This window comes from Lysinibacillus sp. C5.1 (assembly GCF_016350185.1).
Classification (GTDB): domain Bacteria; phylum Bacillota; class Bacilli; order Bacillales_A; family Planococcaceae; genus Lysinibacillus; species Lysinibacillus sphaericus.
Window position 1 is genome coordinate 3,395,766 of record NZ_CP066226.1, and the last position, 14,858, is coordinate 3,410,623.

Genomic DNA, 14,858 nt, shown 5'->3' on the forward strand with positions numbered 1-14,858 from the left:
AATCCTCCTTAACTTACTGCTTCATGTTGTTGTAAATGTAAATTTACTGGACTTAATAGTTCAAATGATCGTTGTCGTTCAAATGCCTTTAAAATCGGTGTATGCAAAATAAACTCATCAATTTGATATTGCTTGTGAAAGACATCCAATGTGGCTTTTATCTCTTCAGGCGTACCGTATAAAATATCAGCATCATACTGCTGTACAGTGAACGCTTCTCCTGATTCCTGCCCAAATTTTTCTGCTAATTCCACCGATTGTAGTGTCAAACTACGACCACTTGCCAAATGTACTTTCGTAATTTTTTGTTCTCCTACTAATGCCTGTGCCTCCTCTTTTGTTGGGGCGGCAAAGGCGGCAATTGATACTGCAAAATGACCATTTGGGAAATGCGTGCGATAGGTCTTAGCCGCTTCCTGTAAAATTGCCGGATCACTATTGATAAAGCGAGCAAAGACAAAGGCAATGCCAAGCTTACCTGCAAGAGCTGCACTTTGAGGGCTTGCACCAAGTAAAAATAACGATGGTTTTACTTTAGGAATAGGTGTTGCCTGAACATCTTTTAGTTCATGCTCTGATGGTAGCGCGTTGTCTATTAATTGCTGTAAAAACGTTAGTCTTTCCTCAAAGTCCTCCCCATTGTTCAGCGTGCCAAATTGCAATGCCTTTGTAGACAATGGTAAACCTCCTGGTGCTTTTCCAATGCCCAAATCTACTCTCCCTGGTTCTAACGTTGCGAGCACATGGAAATTTTCTGCCACTTTGTATGGGCTATAATGTTGTAACATAACCCCGCCTGAGCCAATACGCATTGAGGTCGTTTTTGCAAGTAAATACGATACTAAAACTTCTGGTGAAGTGCCTGCTAATGTATCGGTATTATGATGTTCTGACACCCAAAAACGCGTATATCCTAACTGCTCAGCTCTTTGTGCTAAAGCGACTGTATTTTGCAATGCTTGCTCGTTTGTCGCATTGTCGATAATTGGGCTTTGGTCTAAAATGCCTAAAGAATAACTCATACAATACCTCCTCGAAATATATTCATTCAAATAAGTTTACTTGGTTTTTAAACAGACTGTGTGACATAACGGCTTTCTTTAAATGGTAATCCTAAATTACCACGCAATGTATCTGCCTCATATTGCTCTCTGTATAGACCTCGTGATTGCAAGATGGGTACAACTTTATCGACAAAATCATCAAGTGCATCAGGCACTGTTACAGCTACAATAAAGCCATCCGCTGCTTCTTTTTCAAACCATTCCTGTACTAAATCCGCAATGTGTTCAGCAGTACCAAAAAATGTCGTTTTCGGTGTAGCTTCACGTAATGCTACTTGACGAAGTGTGAGCCCTTCTTCTTTAGCATAGGTTTTAATATAATCTGTCGTGCTACGGAAGCTATTTGCTCCAATGTCACCTAGCTCTGGGAATAATGCATCCACATCATACTGAGTAAAATCATGATGATCAAAATAACGACCAAGATAGGCAAGTGCACGTTCAATGGAAACAAGCTCTACTATTTCCTGATACTTTGCCTCGGCTTCTTCGATTGTGTCTCCGATAATAGGTGATATTCCTGGGAAAATCTTCACTTCATCAGGATTTCGTCCAACTTCTGCAACCGCCGTTTTTACTTTTTTATAAAACTTCTGTGCTTCTTCGAGCGATGCACCATGCGTAAATATGGCATCCGCATCCTTTGCGGCTAAGCGGATACCTGCATCCGAGGACCCTGCTTGGAAAATAACAGGTTGCCCTTGTTTTGAGCGCGCAATATTGAGCGGGCCTTGTATCGAAAAGTATTTCCCCTTATGTTGTAAGGTGTGTAGCTTTGCTGGATCAAAAAACACGTCATTTTCCACATCTGCTATAAAAGCATCATCATCCCATGAGTCCCAAAGTCCCTTTGTCACCTCTAAGTATTCCTCAGCAATTTGGTAACGTTCCGCATGGCTAGGATGCTGGTCAATCGTTTTATTATAATTTAACGCTGTGCTCTCTAATGGCGTCGTCACCACATTCCAACCTGCTCGCCCATTGCTAATATGATCGAGTGATGCGAATTGTCGTGCTACCGTAAATGGTTCACTATATGAAGTGGATACCGTTCCTACAAGTCCGATGTGATTTGTTGAAACTGCTAGTGCCGATAATAACGTTAACGGCTCAAAACGATTTAAAAAATGAGGGATTGACTTTTCATTAATAAATAAACCATCTGCAATAAAAGCTACATCAAACTTCCCTTGTTCCGCCTTCTGTGCTTGTTGTATATAAAACGGCAAGCTAACACTTTGATTGCTTGCTACTTTTGGGTGACGCCAGCTCGAAATATTGCCACCTACACCATGAATAATCGCCCCAAATCGAATTTTATCCTGTCTCACCATACCTGTTCTCCTCCTTAAAATTTTTATTTTACTAAACTTAGTGGTTAAGTATGTTTTGAGTTAAAAAATAATATTTCACTTATGCTGTCAAACAGACATGCATAAATAAAATAGGATTGAGGAAGATATTACCGTTCATTAAACGATTATGCAATAGGTCTTATAATAGAAAAAATTTTTTGGGCTATAAATTTTTTTATCATGAAAATGTTTGGGTATTTTCAAACTGAATAGCTGTATTTAGAATATTGTCCCAAAAAGCAGGTTCCAGTGTATTTTTCTTCAAATAAGTTAAAAAAATATGCTGGTTCATATCGAGTAAATGCTTCACATCAATCTCAACAAACTCGCCGCTTTCAAGCTCGTTTTTCACACATAGATGTGGCAAAAAGCTCATATAACCTTTCGTTCGAATAAATGCCTTCGCTACTTCTAAATGGTCTGTTCGCACTTCAATATTTGCCGATACGCCTTCTACCTCGAACATTTTATGGACATAGTTCCAATCAAATGCGCCACATTCAAAAAACACCATTTTTTGCTGCGCTAATTCTTTTGCCTTTAAAACGACTCCTTGTGTCAAAGTATGGTCCCGATGCATAACGAGCTTTACTGCATTGCTTAATAACAACTCATTGCATACTCCTTGTCGATGCACATATTGCATAAACCCTATATCAATTTGGTGACTCTGTAATTTTTCTAACAGGATTGTTGTAGGACCTGTGATGATTTGAAAGCGCATGTGAGGAAAGCTTTCCTTCCATTTAGGTAAGGCATATGCCAAAAAATATTGGGCTGTCACACCGTTCGTGCCAATACATACTTCATTTGTTGTTTGCGTTTCCTGCAATTGCTTTTTCCCTTGCTGAAATGTTTGCACAATCTGTGTGGCAAATGGTAAAAAATCTTTTCCTTTCTCTGATAAAATGACACTTCTTGCATCGCGATAAAATAATTCAACGTTTAACTCACGTTCCAATGATTTGATACGAGCTGTAACTGTTGGCTGTGATAAAAACAATGCATTGGCAGCCTTATGAATGCTTTTATAATGGACAACATATAAAAATGCCTCGATATGATCAATGTTCAAATAAAACCCTCCTAAAATTTCGTATTGTTCCTATTATATAGATATCCATCAATTTTCTCTATAACTGATTGGAAAACTATGTTATTATCAATAACCATTTGAATAAAAAAAAAGCAACCCAGCGTCTCCCAGGTTACTTTCACTATGTAGCGATGAGGCCATCCATCTTGACAACGTACATCGCGCGCAGCTACATCCCTCTGTCTGTATGCCGCTTTATGTTATTCACAGATGACACCACTGTTGTCAATGTGAACTCTCTATATAGCAACTCTCCATAAGAAAGTCATCTAGCCTAACGTTAAGCCATAATAGAAGCTAGAACAGCTTTTTGAGCATGAAGTCTATTTTCTGCTTGCTCAAAGATGTAAGAATTAGGGCCATCTATAACTGATGTTGCCACTTCTTCTTCGCGATGAGCTGGTAAGCAATGTAAGAACATATAGTCTGGCTTTGCATGTGCAACAAGTTCATCGTTGATTTGATAACCAGCAAAATCTTGTAAACGTTTTGCAGCTTCCTCTTCTTGCCCCATTGATGTCCAAACATCTGCGTATACCACATCTGCATCTTGGACTGCTGTTACAGGATCATTTGTAATCGTAATGGTACTACCGTTTTTCTCTGCAATCTTTTGTGCTTTTGCGATAACTTCCGCATCGCATTCATAGCCAACAGGCGTTGCAACAGCTACATGCATCCCTACATGTGCAGAAGCAACTACTAATGAGTGCGCTACATTGTTGCCATCTCCAACATAGGCAATTTTAAGACCTTGTAATTCACCTTTATTTTCAAAGATTGTTTCTAAATCTGCTAATGCCTGACAAGGATGATAAATATCCGTTAAACCATTAATAACAGGAATCGTAGCATGCTCGGCTAGTTCTTTAACCATTGCATGAGAGTTTGCACGAATCATAATGCCATCTAAATAACCTGATAACACATGTGCAGTATCATAAATTGATTCACCGCGTCCAATCTGCAAATCACGCGCATGCATAAACATACCTTTACCGCCCAATTGTTCCATGCCTACTTCAAATGAAATACGAGTACGCGTTGAATGTTTTTCAAAAATCATTCCGAGTGTTTTACCTTCAAGTAATTTCGGACATTTACCTTCTTTTGTAATTATTTTTAGTTGAGACGATAGTGCAACTAACTGTTGAACTTCTTCACTTGTATAGTCTAGCAAAGTTAGTAAGTCTTTCCCTTTTAAGCTTGACACTAACTTTAACTGTACCTCTTCTAATAATTTCATAGCCTTCGCTCCTTGCTTTTGTTACTGTTGAACTTAGTATACACATGCATAAATATAAAATCAACTGAATTTTTATGTTTATTTTCAAAAATTAGAATTCATCAGTTATTTGTGACAAAAATACGTCTATTTGAATATTTATGCATACTCAACGTATTGTCAACATACTACTGCCGTAGTTACATTGATAACCATTTCATATAACCTGTTTTGTTGCCATAAAAAAAAGAGCCTACCCGAAGGCCTGCTCTGGTCACACTTATGCAGTTATTTAAAGCTATTCTAAAATATTCTACTACTCTTCGGCTACACTTCGATATTCTAAAATATCGCCAGGCTGACAGTCTAACGCCTTGCAAATCGACTCTAAAGTAGTTAATCGAATTGCTTTTGCCTTTCCATTTTTTAAAATAGAAAGATTCGCCATTGTTATGCCAACCTTTTCCGAAAGCTCTGTTACGCTCATTTTTCGTTTAGCTAACATCACATCGATGTTAATAATAATCGCCATATCCTCAACCTCACACTATTCAATCATTTTCCGATTTTATGTCTACGATTTCTTTATACAAGTGTTTGGGAAAACCTCAGATTGTGATGACACTCGAATGCCAGCAGTTCCACTCTATCACCTTTAATAAAAATCGCAACAACGAGAATTCCCGCTACAACAAAAGCACTGATAACAATAGCACAGAACTTGATTACTTTTAAAGCCTTAACTGATACTTCTGAACATGTCTTGTTCCTAGCAATGTCAAGCAACAGCTTATATGCATTATTATAAAGCACTAGAAAATACATAAGTTGCTCCTGAAAAAGTTGGTAATGCTAAGTTACTTTCCTCAAACAACTAAGTCGTTTTCGGATTTAATTTCGACCGCTTCTTGTAAAAGTCTTTGAAGAACAGCAGCAAATACTGCTATCACCATAGAGGCAAATGGTACAAGCAATCCAACAAAAATCACACCTGGTGCATCGTCTTTCTCAGCAAAAAGGTAAAAAAGTGGCAAAATCAGGACATGTAAACTACTAATGATAATGGCACAATATTTAATCTTCTTTAAAGATTTTACAGAAAGTTCCGAGAAGGCTTTGTTTTGATCAATGTAGCGTAATAGTTGAAAAGCCTGATACAAAGCAAAGTAAAACGGAATGGAAGATGCATACAAAATAATCGATACGATATATTGTATTGAAGAAAACGCAGGTAATAACTTTTCTGAAAGCGTCCCTAGTTCCGGTACCAGCAAAATACACAGTGCTAAAACTGGGATAGCCATTAGTATGACCGCTATTTTTAAAAACAAAGTTGTTGCTATTTTCATAAAAACACCTCATTGGTTTATATTCAATTTGATTTTAATATATTATTTATCGTTTTACAATAAATAAACATTGATTACCATTGAAATATTACCTTTCTATCCTCCGTAAGCATGCCCACTCGTATTGCTAGGGCTCGCTTTTTTCTTTTCGTAGATTATATATAGTTTGTAGATGGTACTGTTGACACTAGCTTTCATTGTATCTACTAGAACAATAAGCTTTAATACTCCCGTAAACAAAAAAACGGTCACCCATTGGCAACCGTTCATTCTTAAATATCTGCATCCTCTTCATTCTCATACTTCTCTACATATGTTTCATATTCCTCTTTAACATCCGCAGGCATTGTGATTAAAAACTCTTCAAATAATGTATTAAACTCTGAGAATAGGTCATTTGTTTTGTTATTAAACGTTAATAAAGAACCTGTTGGCGATTGTGCTTGGTTTGAAAACTCAACATAAACAGTATACATTTCTTTTAGCACATCATAAGCATCTTCATAACCCTCCGGTACATCTTGTAAATATTTCATACTTTCTTGAATTTCTGTTTGACCATCAACTAAGTCTTGTAAAAGACCTTTCTCTTCATATGTATTTTTTAAGTTTGCTAATGCGACATTAAAATCTCGTCCATCGTCAATAGCATCATCCCACTGTTCAGAATAAGAGGAAATAACCATTGCATTGCTTATTGTTTCCGTATACATGTTAAATGCGTTTACAGCCATCTCACTAACGTATTCTTGCACTCTTTTTTCTTCTTGTGTCTTTTTATAATACAAGAAAGCAATTACTCCACCAACTATTACTACTAGGCTTAGAATTAAACTAATAATTAACTTCTTCTTTGATTTTTTCTTAGTTGGCAATTCTTCATTTTTATTGTTATCTATTACTGTTGTTAAACCTTTACCACATTCTGAACAGAACTTGCTAATCTCACCATTCTCATGCCCGCATTCATTACAAAACACCTAATCACCTCAAGAATATATAGTAAAATAATCATACCACAATATTTGGATTATATATACTGTAATTTACATTATTATGGTGCATCAAGAAGCCAGAATTGAGGACAAAGGCTTGATGCAAAAATGAACTGCCTATGCTTTAGATGCTAATTGAATAGAATCTAAAACTTAGACAGCCATCGCTATATGTACATGAATCCCTCATTTAAGTTATCCGTATATGTATGCCCTTGTTAATGTGAGATTCCTCACATTGCATCTACTAATCTACTTCTGCCCCTGATAGTTGTTTAAAACTTGTACACCTGCCAGTGCAATTGCCGTTAATCCATATCTCCTTCATTTAATGAGGAACTCTGAAACTCCTAAAACATATGATACAACCTGCATGACCTTAATCATTCAGACCTTCCAGCCCTAACTGTTAATGGTCGCCTTATCTAAAATGCTTTTTTCCTCTGATATTGGCTCTTCTTACTTTTGAGCTCGAATCGCCAAAATCTTCGCATCAATGTCAACATTTATATACTTCTTTGGTCTAGCCAACGCAAAAAGCCTCCTAACATTTTAGTTAGAAGGCTAAACTGCATTATAGCATGATTAATCAAATGTTATTTTGTTTACTGCATCGCGGTCTAATTTTTTGATCACTTCAACCATTAACTTCACAGCGTTATCGTAGTCATCACGGTGTAAAATCCCTGCGTGTGAGTGGATATAACGTGTCGCAATACCGATTGATAAAGCAGGTACACCGTTGAGCCAGCGTCATAAATGAGTGCTGCATACTCATTTTACCCCTACCAAATGCAACTATCAAACCGATTCTAACAAAAGAATGTTCATTTATCGTAAGGAACTGTATAAGAACATAGTTCAAGCTAAAGTTTGGGTTTACTTTCATAGGAAATACTTTATTTTCTCAATGTATTCTTTTTTAAGCAAGGATTTTTCATAATTATGATAACGCTTAATATAATTACTTAAAATAATCTGTTCCTGCTTATTATTTGTTTGCTCTAAAAAATGTAAATAGAGTGCTTGATTAATTGAATTACTTATTAATTTTTTATCCTCGTTTAATAATTCTTTCCTAGTTACATTTGGCATTATCTTTCTATTAAAAATATTTATTTCACTTTTAATTTTTTTACTCTGGTTATGGATAATTGCATTTGGCATATGTAGTACTATATCGCTTACATACACATTTCTAATGAACACTCTGGTTCCCATCGCCCCGCGAGATGAAGTAAGATGAAGAACCTTTTCAATACCCTCAACACTAAAAATATTTATTTTATAATCATAAAAATAAGTACCATATTCATTCTCATGATAAAAATCTTCATCAATCTCTTCAATTAACTCAAACTTTAAACCATTTACAATCTCATCCACTTCATGAAGCTTCCCTTTAAAATTGTGTACAGGTATATTAGGTGAAATTACAATATTTGTTTCAATAGAATCATACTTAGACTTATATTCTTCTTCCGCATCTATAGAAAACATTTCATTTTCAAGCTCTATTAATTCGTAAAGACCTGAAGAATCTTCTACATTCATAAAAGATACAATTTGAATTGTATCTTTTTGCAAATAATCTTTTATTGGTATAGGCTCTTTATCACACATTCTTAATGTGCTTCCATCAAAGCTATAGTTATGCTCTGCATCTAAAATCTCATCTAAATACTGAAAAAAATAGTTTTGAATTTCATTAGGCAATATAATTTCAGCATCTATGTCATCTAGATATTTAGATAATGAAATTATAGTTTGTGATTTATTTCTACCTTCATTTTGCTTTAAACTTACTCGTTTCTTATCTTCTTTATCATCTATAATAATTTCAAAATCTTTTATCAAGAAGTTCTCATAAATATATTCTATAATATCCTCTTTATCTTCAAATACATTAAAAAATTCTTGATAGTCTAAAATAATCTCAGTACCGTTAAATTGGGTATCCTCTAGTTTTCTTATCGAAACATACTCATTATCTTTATAGATATCAATTTCAGATAAATTACTATCCCTATATTCCCTTGTTCTAACTTTCACAGTTTCACTTAACATAAAACTTGCTAAAAAACCTATTCCATAGTTACCAATAGGATTATATTCATATCCACTTAATAAAAAATCATCCGACATAAAATAAGAAGCCCCTATTTCTAGAAAATAATTTTTTATTGTATATATATCCATACCTTTTCCATTATCTTTTATCTTAACAATACCATTACCCTTATCTAAAATAATATATATTCTAGGATTATATTCATCATATTCACTTTCTACGTCATTAGCTTTTATTTCTTTCAAAAGCAAACAAGCATCTATAGAGTTTTGTATCAATTCTCTTAAACCTATTTTTCTATCTCCATATAATGCTTCACCCATTAATAGGTTAATCGTGTTTTTATAATTCATTTGAAACTTTAAATCAACAATGGAATATTTTTTGGAATTAATCTTATCAATCACTTTATGATAAAAATTCAATCTATAATTTACAGCAAGTTCTTTTGTTATCTCAATTGCATTTGTCAATTCATAATTTACCCAATCAATATAACTTAAGACCTTCCTGTGTATTATAGGTTCTGAACATATACCGTAAAACTCAATATATTTTTTTCCATCTTCAGCAATTTTTATTTTATCAGTATTTTCTATAGAAAAATGCTGTTTCCATTCTTCTTTACTATATTCAGTAAGATTTATAGCGTTAAATAATCTTTGAGGAGTTCTCATACCATCAAAATCAAGTATATCCGCAATTCTTAGAACAATAGCATAAAATTGTGGTGCTAATTCATACTTGCCTATTTTATATTCATTCTGCACATTATTTTTAAGCCACAATATATCCTTTGTATGGGCTTCACACACTAATGCTACAATATCCGCAAATGATTTTTCAGGCATTTCTGGTAAAACTAACTTTTTATTCAAATTTTCTTTAATGTAATATGATGACCGCTCAGCATGAACTTTTCTAATGTACTCTTGTATCGCTTCAGTTTCATTACCATTAAATTTATTTAATAGTGCCTTATATTTAATATTATTATATTTTAAAGTCCCTAGTTTTATATTTTCTATCTCCTCATCAGAAGCTGCCATTCCAACATCGTGTAGCAAAGCAGATAATAATAAAATAGCTATTTCCAAGTCATTTAGTTCATCAATATTTGGAACTATTTTTTCCATATGTTCTATTATACGTTTGGAATGCTTAGTATCATGTTGAGTATATTTTGGAAATACATAAGCTATTCTCTGGTCTAAAAGCGATTCTATTTCTTTATAAACATTTTGAATAATACTATAAAAATCTGAATCTCTGGATTTTAATATTTTCATAAAATCATTATTTTCAATCATCATTTTCATCCTTCACATTTTTCATTTACACAAAAAGCAACTTAACAAATATCTTATTTATACTTTTACCATATTATACAAAACTTTTAACCTCAAAACCAAAATATCAAATATTTTACTACAATAATTTCATTTTCCAATGAAGATCCAATATTAATTTTACAATATAAGTGGATTATAAAAAGCCTCCTAACTTTTTAGTTAGAAGGCAAAACTACGGTATATCTATTTAGATCTTTCCATGATTAATCAAATGTTATTTTGTTTACTGCATCGCGGTCTAATTTTTTGATCACTTCAACCATTAACTTCACAGCGTTATCGTAGTCATCACGGTGTAAAATCCCTGCGTGTGAGTGGATATAACGTGTCGCAATACCGATTGATAAAGCAGGTACACCATTAGCTGTAACATGGATAGAACCAGCGTCTGTGCCGCCACCAGCCATTGCTTCAAATTGATATGGAATGTTGTTTTCATCCGCCACATCTAAAACAAATTCACGTAAACCACGGTGTGAAACCATAGATGCATCGTAGACAACGATTTGTGGACCTGCACCCATTTTACTAGTCGATTCTTTCGGTGTTACCCCTGGTGTATCCCCTGCAACACCAACATCAACAGCAAAACCGATATCTGGTTGAATTTTATGAGTTGCTGTTTTCGCACCACGAAGACCTACTTCTTCTTGTACGTTCCCTACAGAATATAGGATATTTGGATGTTTTTCATCTTTTAAAGCCTTCATGACATCAATGGCAATCGCACAGCCAATACGGTTATCCCATGCTTTTGCTAATAAATACTTCTCATTTTTCATTACATTGAATTCGAAATAAGGTGTTACCATGTCACCAGGACATACTCCCCATTCAAGTACTTCTTCTTTAGAAGCAGCACCCACGTCGATAAACATATCTTTAATGTCTACCACTTTGTTACGTACATCGGCTGGTAAAATATGAGGTGGTTTAGAACCGATTACCCCAATAATTTCTTCACCTTTGCGTGTTGTAATTGTCACGCGTTGCGCAAGCATTACTTGGCTCCACCAACCACCCACTGTTTGGAATTTGATGAATCCTTTATCATCGATTTGAGTGACCATAAAGCCTACTTCATCTAAATGGCCTGCTACCATAATTTTAGGGCCGTTTTCATCGCCTACTTTTTTAGCGATGACGCTCCCTAAATGATCTGTTTCTACAGCATCTGCGTATGGTGCGATGTATTTTTTCATAACTTCGCGTGGTGCACGCTCGTTACCTGCAATGCCGTTCGCATCTGTTAAATCTTTAAACATTTGCAAAGTTGAATCTAGTTGTGTCATCCTTTTGCCTCCTACATCTTGTATCCCCTCTATTATACTTCGTTTACCGAAATATTCCTAGTGAGTCGTCTGAAAATTGATGTTTTTTTTACTTTTTAGTCTAGTAAATTAATAGCCACTTCGTTGGCGATTATAATTTTCTTCGTTTTTTTCAATATACGCTGACACAACATCCTCAAATGTAAAACCGAGGTTATATGCAAGTAACCCATAGCATTGCCAAATTGCTGCATAACTATGCTCTGTTGGATGGCTTATAAATGTTAATATATAGTTTTGTGTCATTAAAAATGTCTCAGTTAAATCACGCTTCTCTTCCACAACTGGCCATTTTTCTATAGCCGTATAGCCTTTAAGTAGCCCTAGCGATAAAATAAAGTGAATTGAATCCACATACTCCTCTAAAATTACTTCGCGCGCTGATGGTCCTTTCGTACTCCAAAACTTAAAGCAACGTGTTTCATTGGCAAGCTCCGCAAGCTCAACCATTAACGCCAAGCCTTTCTCTTTAAAGACATCGTGTTCAATATTTTGTGTTTTTGCAATAAAATCATCAAGTTCTTTTTGCATCGTAAATAATTGTTGTAAGTTCATTTTTTTCTCCTAAATTTCTAAAATTTTTTTGTATAAAGTGAAACTAAATGTCTCCCCCAATCGTATAGGTAGGAATAACCTTTCTTCAAGGGGGAATTTTTTAAATGTTACCATTACTTATTCGACTTGCAGTGATTGCGCTTATTATCTATGTATTCTATAAAGCGATTCGATATATAACCGATCCTAAACGAAAACTCGATGAAGCCTATGAAAAAGGCCAATATTACTTTTATGATGACGTAAAAAATGTTCGAAAGAATTTCTTTATTTCTTTTAAGGGTGCGCTATTTGAAGGTGAAAAATACTTGGGTACGACCGAAGATGCGTTTGAGGTCGTTACAATTTTCGTTGGTGCCCGCGACACTGCAACTTTACAAGGATTTACAAGGAGTGACTTCGAATATCTCCAACAAGAAATTTTATTTAACTATCCTAACGCTAAAATCAACTGGAAGCAACCCATTGAACAACTTATGCGTGACACATCCTCTTCATGAGGATGTGCCAGGCACTCACACAATTCTACACAATTTAAGTTTTTTATAATGAGCTACTCCATAATTGCACGATTATAAAAATTTGAATTGCTGCAATCAATGGAAAGCCAAACGCAAAACTGTTATGGCGTGTTTTATGACGGAATAAATACATACCTAATACGCCACCAACAGCCCCTCCTGCAATTGCCAAGGTAAACAACGTACGTTCCGCAATGCGCCACTCATGCTTTTTTGCGCGCGATTTATCCATGCCCATCATAACAAGCAATACAACTGAAACAATTGCCATATAGGCAAGTAAAGCTTGAGCCATTAGAACAACCTCCTATGTAAAAAAGACTGATGAAATAACCCCACCAGTCTTCACTATACACTAATTTATTCGCACTTGTCGCTTCGCTTCAATGCCAAATATCTTTTGCCTCTGTTGCTTTGCTTTCGAGGCTGAAACCTTATTTTGCCTCTGCCGCTTCCGCTTTCGAGGCAGAAATTTATTTATATTTTGCCCCTGTCGCTTCCGCTTTCGGGGCAGAAATTTATTTATTTTGCCCCTGCCGCTTTGCTTTCGGGGCAGAAATTTATTTATTTTGCCCCTGCCGCTTTGCTTTCGGGGCAGAAATTTATTTATTTTGCCCCTGTCGCTTTGCTTTCGGGGCAGAAATAAAAAAGAGCGACTTAGTCGCTCTTTTTTATTTCGCTACTGCTTTTTTAGCAGCTTCTGCTAATTGTGTGAATGCTGCAGCATCTGTTACAGCTAAGTCAGCTAACATTTTACGGTTAACTTCGATACCAGCAACTTTTAAACCGTGCATTAAACGGCTGTAAGAAAGACCGTTCATGCGAGCAGCTGCGTTGATACGAGTGATCCATAATTTACGGAAATCACGTTTTTTCTGACGACGGTCACGGTATGCATATTGACCTGATTTCATTACTGCTTGGTTAGCAACTTTATATAATGTATGTTTAGAACCATAGTAACCTTTAGCTAATTTCAATACTTTTTTACGACGTTTGCGCGTCACTGTTCCGCCTTTTACGCGTGGCATATGAATTACCTCCTGCTTTTCATTAAAAAATGAATATTAGTTTATTTTGTGTAGTCAATCATTTCATGTAAACAAGTAATGATTTGATGCGTTTGAAGTCACCAGATGATACAACTTTACCTTTACGTAGGTGACGTTTTTGTTTCGTAGATTTGTTTGCGAATAAGTGGCTTCCGTAAGCACGGTCATATTTTAATTTACCTGAACCCGTTTTTTTGAAACGTTTCGCAGCTCCACGGTGAGTTTTCATTTTTGGCATGTCGAATTCCTCCTAAACTGTTCGTCTAATATTATTTCTCGTTCTTTGGTTGAAGAACTAAGAACATGCTTCGGCCTTCCATCTTCGGTTTTTGTTCAACCGTAGATACTTCAGCACAAGCTTCAGCAAAACGATCTAACACACGTTGACCAATATCTTTGTGTGTAATCGCACGACCTTTGAAACGTAGGCTGCATTTTACTTTATCGCCTTTTTCAAGGAATTTAATCGCATTACGTAGCTTCGTTTGGAAATCATGTTCATCGATTGTTGGGCTCAAGCGAACCTCTTTCATCACGATGACTTTTTGATTTTTACGAATTTCACGGTCTTTCTTTTGCTGTTCAAACTTAAATTTACCATAGTCCATGATACGAGCGACTGGCGGCTTGGCTTGAGGGGCCACAAGGACAAGATCCAAGTTTACACGAGTGGCGATTTCTAGCGCTTCGTTACGTGTCTTTACACCAAGCTGGTCACCATTGTGATCGATTAATCGAAGTTCACGTGCGCGAATGCCTTCGTTTACATACATGTCTTTGCTAATAGTAATCCACCTCCAAGTAGTTGTCGCGAATACATGGTTTGGGCAAAGCCTTGCCCGGTTGAACGGTACATCCTCTTGTCATGTCCATAAAAAAAGGACGGACATTT

The 14,858-nt window shown here is 35.6% G+C and carries 16 protein-coding genes and 1 pseudogene; 1 reads left to right on the forward strand and 16 read right to left on the reverse strand.

What is annotated here, in order from left to right:
• Positions 1 to 8: 8 nt before the first annotated feature.
• The 12 genes and pseudogenes from I5435_RS16615 to I5435_RS16665 form a co-directional block, all read right to left on the reverse strand.
• Positions 9 to 1,022 carry an LLM class flavin-dependent oxidoreductase gene (locus tag I5435_RS16615; RefSeq protein ID WP_337982632.1) on the reverse strand — a complete coding sequence of 338 codons (1,014 nt, stop codon included), beginning with the start codon at positions 1,020 to 1,022 and terminating at the stop codon, positions 9 to 11.
• A 47-nt stretch (positions 1,023 to 1,069) separates the two neighbouring features.
• Positions 1,070 to 2,398, reverse strand: a complete 1,329-nt coding sequence (locus tag I5435_RS16620; RefSeq protein ID WP_258841878.1) for an LLM class flavin-dependent oxidoreductase — start codon at positions 2,396 to 2,398, stop codon at positions 1,070 to 1,072.
• A 199-nt stretch (positions 2,399 to 2,597) separates the two neighbouring features.
• Positions 2,598 to 3,494, reverse strand: a complete 897-nt coding sequence (locus I5435_RS16625; RefSeq protein ID WP_337982633.1) for a LysR family transcriptional regulator — start codon at positions 3,492 to 3,494, stop codon at positions 2,598 to 2,600.
• Positions 3,495 to 3,795: 301 nt separating this feature from the next.
• Positions 3,796 to 4,761, reverse strand: coding sequence for an ornithine carbamoyltransferase (argF, locus tag I5435_RS16630; protein ID WP_024363834.1), 966 nt, complete (start codon positions 4,759 to 4,761; stop codon positions 3,796 to 3,798).
• A gap of 295 nt (positions 4,762 to 5,056) precedes the next feature.
• On the reverse strand, positions 5,057 to 5,272 hold the full coding sequence (locus tag I5435_RS16635) for a helix-turn-helix domain-containing protein (RefSeq protein WP_337982634.1): 216 nt from the start codon (positions 5,270 to 5,272) through the stop codon (positions 5,057 to 5,059).
• A 53-nt stretch (positions 5,273 to 5,325) separates the two neighbouring features.
• Complete coding sequence (locus tag I5435_RS23195; protein ID WP_024363832.1) at positions 5,326 to 5,565, reverse strand: DUF2975 domain-containing protein; 240 nt, start codon at positions 5,563 to 5,565, stop codon at positions 5,326 to 5,328.
• A gap of 41 nt (positions 5,566 to 5,606) precedes the next feature.
• Complete coding sequence (locus tag I5435_RS16640) at positions 5,607 to 6,089, reverse strand: DUF2975 domain-containing protein (RefSeq protein WP_024363831.1); 483 nt, start codon at positions 6,087 to 6,089, stop codon at positions 5,607 to 5,609.
• Between the two features lie 272 nt (positions 6,090 to 6,361).
• Positions 6,362 to 7,069: a zinc ribbon domain-containing protein gene (locus tag I5435_RS16645; RefSeq protein WP_108029945.1), complete on the reverse strand. Its 708-nt coding sequence runs from the start codon at positions 7,067 to 7,069 to the stop codon at positions 6,362 to 6,364.
• A 600-nt stretch (positions 7,070 to 7,669) separates the two neighbouring features.
• Positions 7,670 to 7,828, reverse strand: a pseudogene (locus tag I5435_RS16650) (peptidase M28); the annotation flags it as partial.
• A gap of 141 nt (positions 7,829 to 7,969) precedes the next feature.
• Complete coding sequence (locus I5435_RS16655) at positions 7,970 to 10,465, reverse strand: HD domain-containing protein (protein WP_193768781.1); 2,496 nt, start codon at positions 10,463 to 10,465, stop codon at positions 7,970 to 7,972.
• Positions 10,466 to 10,710: 245 nt separating this feature from the next.
• The gene (locus tag I5435_RS16660) at positions 10,711 to 11,799 is read right to left on the reverse strand and encodes a M42 family metallopeptidase (protein WP_024363830.1); all 1,089 of its coding nucleotides are present in this window, start codon (positions 11,797 to 11,799) and stop codon (positions 10,711 to 10,713) included.
• A 108-nt stretch (positions 11,800 to 11,907) separates the two neighbouring features.
• On the reverse strand, positions 11,908 to 12,393 hold the full coding sequence (locus I5435_RS16665) for a dUTP diphosphatase (RefSeq protein ID WP_024363829.1): 486 nt from the start codon (positions 12,391 to 12,393) through the stop codon (positions 11,908 to 11,910).
• Positions 12,394 to 12,497: 104 nt separating this feature from the next.
• Here I5435_RS16665 and I5435_RS16670 point away from each other — a divergent pair, with 104 nt between their 5' ends.
• Positions 12,498 to 12,893: a hypothetical protein gene (locus tag I5435_RS16670; RefSeq protein WP_024363828.1), complete on the forward strand. Its 396-nt coding sequence runs from the start codon at positions 12,498 to 12,500 to the stop codon at positions 12,891 to 12,893.
• Between the two features lie 43 nt (positions 12,894 to 12,936).
• Here I5435_RS16670 and I5435_RS16675 read toward each other — a convergent pair whose 3' ends face one another.
• From I5435_RS16675 to infC, 4 genes are all read right to left on the reverse strand, one after another.
• Complete coding sequence (locus tag I5435_RS16675) at positions 12,937 to 13,209, reverse strand: DUF1294 domain-containing protein (protein WP_024363827.1); 273 nt, start codon at positions 13,207 to 13,209, stop codon at positions 12,937 to 12,939.
• 376 nt (positions 13,210 to 13,585) lie between these two features.
• Positions 13,586 to 13,945 (reverse strand): 50S ribosomal protein L20, encoded by a 360-nt coding sequence (gene rplT / locus I5435_RS16680; RefSeq protein ID WP_024363826.1) that lies wholly within the window; start codon positions 13,943 to 13,945, stop codon positions 13,586 to 13,588.
• 58 nt (positions 13,946 to 14,003) lie between these two features.
• Positions 14,004 to 14,204, reverse strand: coding sequence for a 50S ribosomal protein L35 (gene rpmI / locus I5435_RS16685; protein WP_024363825.1), 201 nt, complete (start codon positions 14,202 to 14,204; stop codon positions 14,004 to 14,006).
• A 31-nt stretch (positions 14,205 to 14,235) separates the two neighbouring features.
• Positions 14,236 to 14,739: a translation initiation factor IF-3 gene (gene infC / locus I5435_RS16690; protein ID WP_024363824.1), complete on the reverse strand. Its 504-nt coding sequence runs from the start codon at positions 14,737 to 14,739 to the stop codon at positions 14,236 to 14,238.
• Positions 14,740 to 14,858: the final 119 nt, after the last annotated feature.